At 70.1% G+C, this 10,441-nt stretch carries 9 protein-coding genes and 1 tRNA gene; 5 read left to right on the top strand and 5 right to left on the bottom strand.

Features of this window, described 5'->3' with window-relative positions; all coding sequences use genetic code 11:
- Positions 1-52 precede the first annotated feature (52 nt).
- Positions 53-125: transfer RNA gene (locus tag ACWF94_RS21980), tRNA-Arg, on the bottom strand.
- Between the two features lie 363 nt (positions 126-488).
- Between ACWF94_RS21980 and ACWF94_RS21985 the strand changes: the two genes are divergently transcribed.
- On the top strand, positions 489-1,730 hold the full coding sequence (locus ACWF94_RS21985) for a class I adenylate-forming enzyme family protein (protein ID WP_453490900.1): 1,242 nt from the start codon (positions 489-491) through the stop codon (positions 1,728-1,730).
- Positions 1,731-1,863: 133 nt separating this feature from the next.
- Here the strand turns inward: ACWF94_RS21985 and ACWF94_RS21990 are convergent, their stop codons facing one another.
- Entirely contained in the window at positions 1,864-3,147 is a 1,284-nt protein-coding gene (locus tag ACWF94_RS21990; RefSeq protein ID WP_453490903.1) for a M6 family metalloprotease domain-containing protein, read from the bottom strand.
- A gap of 134 nt (positions 3,148-3,281) precedes the next feature.
- Positions 3,282-3,890, bottom strand: a complete 609-nt coding sequence (locus ACWF94_RS21995) for a hypothetical protein (RefSeq protein ID WP_453490906.1) — start codon at positions 3,888-3,890, stop codon at positions 3,282-3,284.
- On the opposite strand from ACWF94_RS21995, the gene ACWF94_RS22000 reads away from it, so the two are divergent.
- Complete coding sequence (locus ACWF94_RS22000; RefSeq protein WP_453490909.1) at positions 3,867-4,514, top strand: TetR/AcrR family transcriptional regulator; 648 nt, start codon at positions 3,867-3,869, stop codon at positions 4,512-4,514. The two genes, ACWF94_RS21995 and ACWF94_RS22000, sit on opposite strands and share 24 nt — an antisense overlap.
- A 293-nt stretch (positions 4,515-4,807) precedes the next feature.
- Positions 4,808-6,322, top strand: a complete 1,515-nt coding sequence (locus tag ACWF94_RS22005; RefSeq protein ID WP_453490912.1) for an MFS transporter — start codon at positions 4,808-4,810, stop codon at positions 6,320-6,322.
- Between the two features lie 303 nt (positions 6,323-6,625).
- Here ACWF94_RS22005 and ACWF94_RS22010 read toward each other — a convergent pair whose 3' ends face one another.
- Positions 6,626-7,141, bottom strand: coding sequence for a MarR family winged helix-turn-helix transcriptional regulator (locus ACWF94_RS22010; protein ID WP_453490915.1), 516 nt, complete (start codon positions 7,139-7,141; stop codon positions 6,626-6,628).
- Between the two features lie 209 nt (positions 7,142-7,350).
- Here ACWF94_RS22010 and ACWF94_RS22015 point away from each other — a divergent pair, with 209 nt between their 5' ends.
- Positions 7,351-8,145: a dioxygenase family protein gene (locus tag ACWF94_RS22015; protein ID WP_453490918.1), complete on the top strand. Its 795-nt coding sequence runs from the start codon at positions 7,351-7,353 to the stop codon at positions 8,143-8,145.
- A 125-nt stretch (positions 8,146-8,270) separates the two neighbouring features.
- Here ACWF94_RS22015 and ACWF94_RS22020 read toward each other — a convergent pair whose 3' ends face one another.
- The gene (locus tag ACWF94_RS22020) at positions 8,271-8,990 is read right to left on the bottom strand and encodes an N-acetyltransferase family protein (protein ID WP_453490921.1); all 720 of its coding nucleotides are present in this window, start codon (positions 8,988-8,990) and stop codon (positions 8,271-8,273) included.
- Between the two features lie 149 nt (positions 8,991-9,139).
- On the opposite strand from ACWF94_RS22020, the gene ACWF94_RS22025 reads away from it, so the two are divergent.
- Positions 9,140-10,141, top strand: coding sequence for a sigma-70 family RNA polymerase sigma factor (locus ACWF94_RS22025; protein WP_453490923.1), 1,002 nt, complete (start codon positions 9,140-9,142; stop codon positions 10,139-10,141).
- Positions 10,142-10,441: the final 300 nt, after the last annotated feature.

Genomic DNA, 10,441 nt, shown 5'->3' on the forward strand with positions numbered 1-10,441 from the left:
ATTGGAGCCCCGTACCGATCTTGGTACGGGGCTCCGGTACTGGTCACAGCTGTGCCCCCGGCAGGATTCGAACCTGCGACACCCGCTTTAGGAGAGCGGTGCTCTATCCCCTGAGCTACGAAGGCGATGCCCGACAGTGTAGCGGGTGGTACCTCATCGTCCGAGACAGTTGATCACGGGCTTGCGCGCGGGTGAGCGGCCTCGGTGACACCCCCGGTGCGCCGGGACGTGCGTTGACGGCGGTAGGGCATGCCCATAGCGTCGCCGGCGGATTGTGGGTGGGTTCGGTTCCGGTGAGTGGCCGGGGAGAGAGGGGTGTGGCTGTGTCGGAGGGGCGAGGAGGTTTCGCGGGGGGCCGGGGTAGTGGGGGAGATGGGGGGCGCGGGGTTGAGGGGAGGTTGACGGGGGACGGTGCGCCGTTTGCTGTTGTGCGGGGGGAGGGGGGTGGGCTGTGTTACGCGGAGGGGCCGCGGACGCTCAAGGAGTTCGTGGAGGCGGTGTGGGGCTTCGGGGATCAGGTTTTTCTGGTCGGTGCGGGCGGGAGCTGGACCTACCGGGAGTTCTTCGCCGCCGCGGCGGCGCTCGCGCGGCGGTTCGTGGAGGAGTACGGGCTGCGGCCGGGAGAGCGGGCCGCGCTGGTGATGGGGAACTGTCCGGAGTGGCAGATCGTTTTCTGGGCAGCGCAGTTGGCCGGGCTGGTGGCGGTGCCGCTGGATGTGCGGTGGAGTGCGGAGGAGCTGGTGTGTGCGCTCGACGACTGTGCGCCGGGGGTGCTGCTGGTCGACGGGAAGGTGTTGCCCAAGGAGATGTTGCCCGAGGTTGAGGACTGGCGGAGGAGGGCCGGGGCGCGGGCCGTTGTGTTCCACAGGGGGAGCGGGTGGGAGGACGGGGTTGACCGGTACGAGGACTTCGGGGCGCCTGATCCCCATGGTGCGCCGCCCGCCGTCGAGGTGCGGGCCGAGGACGGGGCGACGATCGTCTATACGGCGGGGGCCGGGGGGCGGCTCCGGGGTGCGGTGGCCACGCAGTTCGCGCAGGCCGGGGCGACGGTCGCGCCGCGGTTTCATGCGACGGTGGCCGCCCTTGAGAGTGGGCGGCTGCCCGGGCTGGGGCCCGCGCCCGTGGTGCTCATGGCGATGCCGTTCCCGGAGCCGGGCGCGTTCACGGCGGTGTACTGGGTCATGGGCGTCGGAGGCACCCTCGTACTCATGCCGGAATGGGACGCGGCGGACGCTCTCGCCCTCGTCGGCGAACACCGGGTCACCCACTTCTCCGGGACGCCGGACACCGTACGGGACCTGCGGGAGGCCGCCCGGCGGGCCGGTGGCGGCACGGAGACACTGGTCGCTGCGATGGTGACGGTGGCGGTGGCCGAGCATGGTTCGAGGGCTGGAGCGGGGGCGCGAGGAGGGCCTGCGCCGGGGCCTGGGGCCGTCGAGGCATGGACGGGGTACGGGGCGGCGGAGACCTGCGGATACGTCCTCGTCGGCACGGGGAACACCTACCGGGCCGCGCCCGATGTGGAGGTGAGGATCACCGGGCCGGGCGGGGAGGAGCTGCCCGAGGGCGGGACCGGGGAGCTGTGGTTGCGCGGGCAGTCCCTCGTACGCGGGTACTGGCGCGACGAGGAGTCGACGGCCGAGGCGTTCCGGGACGGCTGGTTCAGGACCGGTGATCTGGCCGCCGTACGGGACGGGTGGGTCACCGTCGTCGGGCGGGGTGGTGGCTGAGCCACGCGGGGCGGGCCGGGGGGCGTTGAACCACGTATATGCCAGGCGTGGGCGCGGGGGTGCTGAGCCACGTATGTATACGCGCGGGGGACGGGGTGTTTTCTCTATGGGGCTCTACGGCGGGACAGGGAGTTCAGGAGCGGGTGACGCGGACCTTGTGGGCGCCGTCGGCCTCGTGGACGACCGAGATGCGGACGCCGTGCTTCCGGTCGGTGAACGATTCGCCGGGCCGGTAGGGGGCGTCCGACAGCTCCGCGTGCACATTGGGCCGCCGGGTGCAGCCTCCGCTGTCGCGCTCGCTGTCCGAGACCGTCACGGGGCCCTGGCCGGTGTCGATACCGGCCTCGACGCGGTAGATCAGTACGCCGGGCCGGCAGACGGCCTCGTCGTTGCCCGCCCGGGTGCGTACCTCGACGGCGTACCCCGAGTCGTCGGTGAGCGGTACGAACACCATCTTCGCCCCGCCGCGGGTGGCGAGCGGGGTGAGGGTGTATTCGGCGGTGCCGGGGGTGGACACACAGCTGATCTGGGCGGAGTCCAGCCAGCCCAGTTTCCATTTGTGCCAGCCGAGGAGATCGTTGTTCGCTCCCCAGTCCTCGGACATGATGTCCCAGTGGCCGACCGTGCCGCCGCCCTCGGAGGTGTAGAGGTCGGGCAGGCCGAAGACATGGCCGTTCTCATGGGGCAGTACGCGGTACCCGGTTTCGGAGTACGACCCCGAGCCGTCGTCCTGGCGGCTGTAGACGAAGGACGCGTTGGCGAGCGGGACGCCGTCCGCGACCGGGGCGTCGGGGTTGCCGGAGAAGGTCACGGAGAGCACGGTGTCCAGCGCGGAGGGCCCCGCGTTGGGGGTCACCAGTATGTTGACCAGGTCGTACGCGCTGAAGTCGACCTCGGGGTCGGCGACCGTGATGATGTCCTGGACGAGCTTGCGGTACCCGGGTTCGTAGGCGGAGCCGCGCTCTATCCCGTACTCCGTGAACGGCAGGGGCATCCGCAGCCAGTCGGTGACGGGCGCGTGCGGCTGATAGCTGAGGCGGCCGTACGAACTGGTCCTGAACCAGTCCGACGTCTGCGGGAAGAACTCCCCGAGCCGGTCCAGCGCCCGCCCCGCGCCCTCCGCGTCCGGGAAGTCGATCATGAGGTTGAGGGCGTGGACCTCACCGGTCGAGGGGGAGAAGCCGGACGGGGTCGGCAGGCCCTCCGACATCTGGATGCCCAGCGCGGCGGGGATACGGCACGGTCCGAGCCCGGCCTCGCCGGCCGTCGCGACCGGTCCCGCCGAGGCCCGGGTGGGGGCGGGGAGGGTGGCGCTGGCCGTGGTCAGGGCGGCGAAGGAGAGGGCCGTGAGGGCGGCGAGTCCGCCGAGGCGACGGGTGCCGCCCGTCCTGCGTATCCGGTGGCGTCTGTGCTGCATGCAACCGCCTTCGGGGCCGCGGCAGCCGGCCGGGCCCTGGCTGCGCTCTGTGCGATCAGCCTGTGGCGGGTGGGGTCGCGCCGCGCGCGGAGTGGGCCGTTCGTGGAGCCGCCCACCACGGAGAGTGATGCGGGTCACAGCGCGTACGGGAAATAAACGGGGATCGTTTCCCCGTTTGCACCTGTGCCCGCTGAAGCGGGGAGCCAGTCCCCGTTTTGTGCGGGAGAGACGAGAGGGAGGGGGGAACCATGAGCGCCGTCGCCGACGCGGGTGCCGATGCGGGTGCGGACGCCGTTGCGGGCGCCGATGCGTGTCACACCACCGCGCACCAGGCCGGAGCGCACGACGTCGCCGAGCCGTACGGAGCCGTTGAGCCGTACGGAGTCGCCGAGGTGTACGGAGCCGTTGAGCCGTACGGAGTCGTCGAGGCAGGTGAAGTCGTCGAGCTGTACGGAGTCGTCGAGGCAGGTGAAGTCGTCGAGCCGTACGGAGTCGTCGAAGCGCGCGAAGGTGTCGAGCCGTACGAAGGTGTCGAAGCGGGCGGAGCCGAAGCGCACCAGGTCGAAGCGTATGCAGTCGAAGCGCGCCCGGTCGGGGAGTCCGGCCGCGAAGAGTTCGGCGTCGCGGTGCGCGATGCCGGAAGGCGCCGGGGTGAGTCGCGACCGGCCGGTGCCCATGGCTCCCATGACTGCCGTGACGCCCAGACACGCCGGGGTGAGATGCCCCGGGGTGAGGTGGGCCACGTCCCACGGCCGCGTGCGGACGCCCTGCGCAACCGCGAGCGGATCGTGACGGCCGCGCGGGACATGTTCGTGGAGTTCGGGCCCGCCGTACCGCTCGATGAGATCGCCCGCCGCGCGGGCGTCGGCAATGCCACGCTCTACCGGCACTTCGCCGACCGCACCGTGCTGATCCACGAGGTCGTCCTCTACGTCATCGCCCGCAGCACCGAGCTGGCGGCGGAGGCGGCGGCCAGGGAATCCGACCCCTTCGACGCCGTACGCCGCTTCGTCCACGCGGCGTCGGACGAGCGGATCGGGGCCCTCTGCCCGATGCTCTCCGGCGGCTTCGACACCGACCATCCCGGCCTGGACGACGCGCGGCTGCGGCTCGAAGCGGCTGTGGAGGGCCTCATGGAGCGGGCGCAGTCGGCCGGCCGGATGCGTGCCGACATCGCCGTCGGGGATCTCCTGGTCGCTCTCTCCCGGCTCGCCCGGCCCCTTCCGGGCCTCGGCTGCCTCCATATCGACCGATTCGTCCACCGTCATCTGCAGCTGTTCCTGGACGGCCTCGAAGCGCCCGCGCGCTCCGAGCTGCCGGGCAGGGCGGCGACTCTGAAAGACCTGCGGAGCAGCATGGAGCCATGAACCAGCCCGGAGCAGCCCTGACGTACCGCATGGATGTGTGCCGGGGGCCCCGCCGATGGAGCCGGGGCGTCTGCCACAGCGGGACGACCTGCTACGGCAGCGCGTCAGCCGTACGCCAGCCGTACGTCAGCCGCACTTCGCACTACGCAGTAGCGGCGGCACCTCACAGCCCGGCAGTACCTCACAACCCAGCAGTAGTACGTCGCAGCTCAGCAGCGCGTCACAGCCGTAGGGCGACGACAACCCGTACGTGACCGTTTTGACCGTTCCACATCCCTTAGGTGGCTCGACCCATGCCAAAAACACTCGACATAGCCCCACCCGATCCGAACCGCTGGAAAGCGCTGGTCTTCATCGCCCTGGCGCAGCTGATGGTGGTGCTCGACTCGACGATCGTGAACATCGCGCTGCCCACGGCGCAGCAGGACCTGGGCATCTCCGACGGAAACCGGCAGTGGGTCATCACGGCCTACGCCCTCGCCTTCGGTGGACTGCTGCTCTTCGGCGGCCGGATCGCCGACCTCTGGGGCCGTAAGCGCACCTTCGTGGTCGGACTGGCCGGCTTCGCCGCCGCCTCCGCGCTCGGTGGCGCCGCGACCAACGAGGCGATGATGCTGGGCTCCCGTGCCCTGCAGGGTGCCTTCGGCGCACTGCTCGCGCCCGCCGCGCTCTCGCTGCTCGCGGTGATGTTCACCGATGCCAAGGAGCGCGCCAAGGCGTTCGGCATCTACGGCGCGATCGCCGGTGGCGGCGCCGCGGTCGGCCTGCTGCTGGGCGGCGTACTCACCGAGTACCTGAACTGGCGCTGGACGTTCTACGTCAACATCCCGTTCGCCGTCGTCGCCGCCGTCGGCGCGTACTTCGTGATCCATGAGCCGCAGAGCGCGCGCAACCGCTCCTCGCTCGACATCCCCGGCGTGGTCCTGTCCACACTCGGTCTGGTGGCGCTGGTCTACGGCTTCACGCGCGCCGAGCACTCCGGCTGGTCGGACGGTCTGACGGTGGGCATGTTCGTCATCTCCGCCGTTCTGCTGGCCGCGTTCGTCATCGTGGAGTCGAAGGTCAAGGCTCCGCTGCTGCCGCTGCGCGTGCTCACCGAACGCAACCGCGCGGGGGTCTATCTCTCGCTGGGGCTCGCGGTCATCACGATGTTCGGGCTGTTCCTCTTCCTGACCTTCTACCTCCAGATCGTGGAGGACTACTCACCGGTCATGACCGGCTTCGCCTTTATGCCCATGGTCGTGGGCATGATCATCGGCTCGACCCAGATCGGGACCCGGCTGATGACCCGCGTCCCGCCCCGGATGCTGATGGGCCCCGGCTTCCTGGTCGCGGCGGTCGGCATGCTGCTGCTGACGCAACTGGAGATCGGCAGCTCGTACTGGGGTCTGATCATGCCCGCGCAGCTGCTGCTGGGCCTGGGCATCGGCTCGTCCTTCATGCCGGCGATGTCCCTGGCGACGCACGGGGTGAACCCGGTCGACTCCGGTGTCGCCTCCGCGATGGTCAACACCTCGCAGCAGGTCGGCGGCGCGATCGGTACGGCGCTGCTGAACACGATCGCCGCCTCGGCGACCACCTCGTACATCGCCTCGAACGCGGCGGGAGCGACCGACCCGAAGCTGCTCCAGATGGAGGCCATGGTGCACGGCTTCTCGTCCGCGATCTGGTGGGCGGTCGGCATCCTGGTGCTGGCGGCGGCCATCGCGGCCACGATGATCACCGCCGGGCGGCCGGACATGGGCTCGCCCGCGGCGTCGGGGGACGACACCGAGGACGAGGTGCGCATTCCCGTCGTAGCCCACTGACCTCGCGTCGTAGCGCACGGACGTCCCGTCGTCGTGCGCCGACGCGGCTACGGGGGACCACCGGTCACGGGGGACCACCCAAGGGAAGCAGTACGTGGGGCCCTGCCCGGATTCGTTCCGGGCGGGGCCTTTCGTATGCCTGTCCGGAGTGCGTGTCCGAGTGCCTGCCCGGAGTGCGTGTCCGGAATGCTTCCTGGGGTGCCGCCCTGGCGGTACGTACGTGCACTCCAGGCGGTACATACGTGCAGCCCAGGCGGGTACGCGCAGCCCTGGCGTACGCGCAGCCCAGGCGGTACGTGTGGCTCAGCGCAGCCAGGGCAGATCCGCGGCCGAGTCCTGGGGCTGGAGCCCCTCCGCCAGGATGCGCATGATCTCGCCGAGCTGCTGGACCTGCTCCGGGGTGAGCCGGTCGAACATGGCCTGGCGTACCGCCTCGACATGGCCGGGCGCGGCCCGCTTCAGCACCTCGTACCCCTCGTCCGTCAGCACCGTGTTCTGTCCGCGCTTGTCGGACGGGCAGTCCTCGCGGCGCACCCAGCCGTTCTTCTCCAGCCGGGCGACGGCGTGGGAGAGCCGGGAGCGGGTGATCTTCAGGGCGATGGCCAGTTCGGTCATCCGCCTGCGGCGGCGCGGCGCCTGGGAGAGCTGAACCAGCAGGGCGTAGTAGATATGCGGCAACCCGGCGTCACGCTGGAGCTGGCGGTCGAGATGGTCGTCGAGGAGCATGGTCGCGTGGATATAGGCACGCCAGACGTGCTGTTCGTCTTCGGTGAGCCAGCGCGGGTCGCGCCGGCCTCCGCCGGTGGAAGCCGTGTTCATATCTCCACTCTAAGACCAGTTCTTGAAAGTTTAACTATGTAGGTCTAGTGTGAGCTGTAGCTTGAAGTTTCAAGTGAAATCCTCGTTCGGACAACGGGCTGATGTACGGCTGAGGCCAACGGTTCAAGGACCGCCGAAGCCGACAGCTCGGGTCGACGGCCCATATCGGGAGCCGAGGCCGACGGCTCAGGCAGATCGGAGTCCCTCTGATGACCACCACCACCCCCACCACCCCGGCGCCGGAGCGGATGCCCGCCCTCTACCTCTCGCACGGCGCTCCGCCGCTCGCCGACGACCCCGTCTGGCCCGGCGAACTCGCCGCCTGGGCCGCCGGTCTGCCGCGCCCCAAGGCGATCCTGATGGTCTCCGCCCACTGGGAGGAGGCCCCGCTGGCGATCGGCGCGACCGGGACGGTGCCGCTCGTGTACGACTTCTGGGGGTTCCCCGAGCACTACTACGCCGTGCGGTACGCGGCCCCGGGAGCGCCCCGGCTCGCCGATTCCGTACGGAAACTGCTGCGCGGCGCCGGGACCCCCGTACAGGACATCCCGGACCGGGGTCTCGACCACGGCGCGTACGTCCCGCTGGTCGAGATGTACCCGGGGGCGGACATTCCCGTACTCCAGATCTCCATGCCGACCCTCGACCCGCGCCGGCTGATGGAGATCGGGCGCAAGCTGGCTCCGCTGCGCGACGAGGGCGTACTGATCGTCGGCAGCGGCTTCTTCACCCACAATCTGGCGGCGCTGCGGCAGGGCGGGACGCCCGGCTGGTCGGCGGAGTTCGACGACTGGGGCCGGCGGGCGCTGGCGGCGGCCGATGTGGACGCGCTGCTCGACTTCGAGAACAAGTCCCCCGCCGGGCGGCTGGCCCACCCCCGGACCGAGCACTTCGCCCCCCTCTTCGTCACCCTGGGGGCGTCGGAGGGGGAGCTGAAGGACGGGCGGAGTGTGATCGACGGCTTCTGGATGGGGCTGGCGAAGCGCTCGGTGCAGTTCGGCTGACCCTTCGGCTACGGGGCTACGGGGCTACGGGTGAGGACCCTGCCCATGGTCGGGGGCTCCGGAACCCGGGCCGAGGCCCCGCACCTCTCGGCCCGGTTTACGGGCCCGGCCCTACGCCCCCGGCCTTACGCCCCCGGGCCGAGTGACTTCTCGTACCAGGTGATGTCCCAGTAGCGGCCGAACTTACGGCCCACTTCGCCGTACGTCCCGATCGGGCGGAAGCCGAAGCGGGTGTGCAGCCGGACCGACGCCTCGTTGGGCTGGGTGATGCCCGCGTAGGCGCGGTGGACGTCCTCCTCCGCCAGAGCGTCGAAGAGCGACGTGTAGAGGAGCGTGCCGATACCGCGGCCGGCGGCCTCGGGGGCGCAGTAGACGCTGACCTCGACGGAGGTGGAGTAGGCGGCCTTCGGGCGGAGGGGGCCGCTGGTCGCATAACCGAGGAGTCCGGCCCAGGGGGGTTCGGCGGGGGAAGCCGTGGGAAGCCGGTCCGGAGCGCCTCCTCGCACATCGGTGGACACGGGCGTCCTGGGCCGTGCGGTGCGGGGTGCCTCGGGGCGTGCGGTGCGGGGCGTCTCGGGCCGGGTGGTGCGCGGCGTCCTGGGCCGTGCGGTGCGCGGCATCTCGGCCGGGGCATCGGCATTTCGGACATCCCGAGCAACCAGAAGGCGGTGGGGGCCGTCTTCAGGGTGGGAACGCAACCAGGGGACGCGTTCCTCAGGGGTGAAGGCGATGGTGTCGAATGTGATGGGCGTCTCGCGGATGTAGTGGTTGTAGAGCGCTGTCAGAGCCTTGAGATCGGCTTCTGTGCCGGGCCTGACCTGGACCTCTGTACGTTCTACGGGCATCTGCCCTCCCCATGGTGGCCGGACAGGGTACTGCAAGATCGGGAAAATTGAAGTACGGCTGGGGAATTCTGTCCGGATTCCAGTCGTTGATTCCATCGGATGCAGGGCACCCGGGAGGGTGTCGCGACCTACTCAGCAAGGGAGCTCGCATGGCAACCCGTGCCGTCGCCCGTCGCCAGTCCGAAACCAAGGGGACAGCCGACCGGGCAAGCAGCGTTCGCGCAGTGGGCGGGGAGATCGCCGACCGCGACCTGGTCGGCATGTACCTCGACGAGATCGCGCGTACGCCGCTGCTCGACGCCGCGAAGGAGGTCGAGCTGTCACAGACCATCGAAGCGGGAGTGTATGCCCGGCAGATCCTTGAGAAAGAGGTGGAGAGCGAAGCCGGCGGAGCCACGCGCGAGGAGCTTGAGGCCCTGGTGGCCGAGGGCGAGCGGGCGAAGGATGTCTTCATCCGGTCCAACCTCCGGCTGGTCGTGGCGGTCGCCCGGCGCTATCCGCGCAGTGGTCTGCCTCTGCTCGACCTGATCCAGGAGGGGAATGCGGGCCTGGTCCGCGCGGTCGAGAAGTTCGACTACGCGAAGGGCTTCAAGTTCTCGACGTATGCCACCTGGTGGATCCGTCAGGCGATCACCCGCTCCATAGCCGACCAGTCCCGCACCATCCGGCTTCCTGTCCACCTCGTGGAGGAGCTGGGCCGTATCCGCCGGGTGCAGCGGGAGTTCAACCGCGAGAAGGGCCGGGACCCCGAGCCGACGGAGGTCGCGGAGGAGCTGGGTTCGACACCCGAGCGGGTCACCGATGTCCTCGACTGGGCGCGCGACCCGGTCAGCCTGAACATGGCGGTGGACGACGCCGGTGAGACCCAGTTCGGCGATCTGCTGGAGGACACCTCCGCGGTGTCGCCCGAGCAGTCGGTGCTGACGCTGCTGCGCAGCGAGGGGCTTGAGGATCTGATCGGCAAGCTCGACCAGCGGACGGCGTCCATCATCCGGATGCGGTACGGAATCATGGACGGGCGGGAGCGGACGCTGACGGAGGTCGGGAAGGAGCACGGCCTGACGCGGGAGCGGATCCGCCAGATCGAGAAGCACGCGCTGCTGGAGCTGAAGCGCATGGCGAGGGACACGGGCTTCGACGCGGCGGCCTGACCCGGCGCCCCCCAAGCGGACCCCGAGGCCCTCCCCCCGGTCTCGGGGTCCTTCTCTTCCTTCTTTTCCTTGTACGGGCTTTTCCTTCTACGGGCTTTTCCTTGTACGGGGCCGGGGCGCCGGGGCCGCCGTACAAGGCCGCGAGCACCCGGGTCAGGGCGTCGACGCGTGGGTCAGCCGGGTGGCGAGGCGGGACAGATAGGAGACGAGGTAGGAGGGGCTCAGCACCTTGAACTCGCAGTCCACCAGCGACAACCGCAGCCCCACCCACTCCACCGAATCCGCCGACCGCGCCCGCAG

The organism is Streptomyces sp. NPDC055078, from assembly GCF_053607985.1.